Source organism: Adlercreutzia sp. DFI.6.23, assembly GCF_024462535.1.
GTDB classification, from domain to species: Bacteria; Actinomycetota; Coriobacteriia; order Coriobacteriales; family Eggerthellaceae; genus Adlercreutzia; species Adlercreutzia rubneri.
On sequence record NZ_JANGBP010000281.1, the window covers coordinates 1 to 356 of the forward strand.

General features: G+C 67.1%; 1 pseudogene. It reads left to right on the forward strand.

Going from position 1 to position 356, the window contains the following annotated elements:
* Positions 1–356: pseudogene (locus NE591_RS13375) on the forward strand (sodium-dependent transporter); the annotation flags it as partial.

Below are 356 nucleotides of genomic sequence, written 5' to 3' on the forward strand. Positions count from 1 at the left end.
CTTCCGGGGGCGGCCGACGGCGTGGCCTTCTACCGGCGGCCGGACGTCCCGAAGATCTTCGGTAGCCCGGCTATGTTCTTCGAGGCGGCCTACGCGGCCATGGGTCAGGCCTTCTTCACCCTGTCCATCGGCATGGGCTCCATGACCATTTTCGGCAGCTACATCGACAAGCACCGCTCGCTCATGGGCGTGGCGGCCACGATCGGCGTGCTCGACACCGGCGTTGCCCTGGCCACGGGGCTCATCATCTTCCCAGCCTGCTTCGCCTTCGGCGTGGCGCCGGACTCGGGCCCGGGGCTTGTGTTCATCACGCTGCCGAGCGTGTTCGAACAGATGTGGGGAGGACAGGTGTGGGG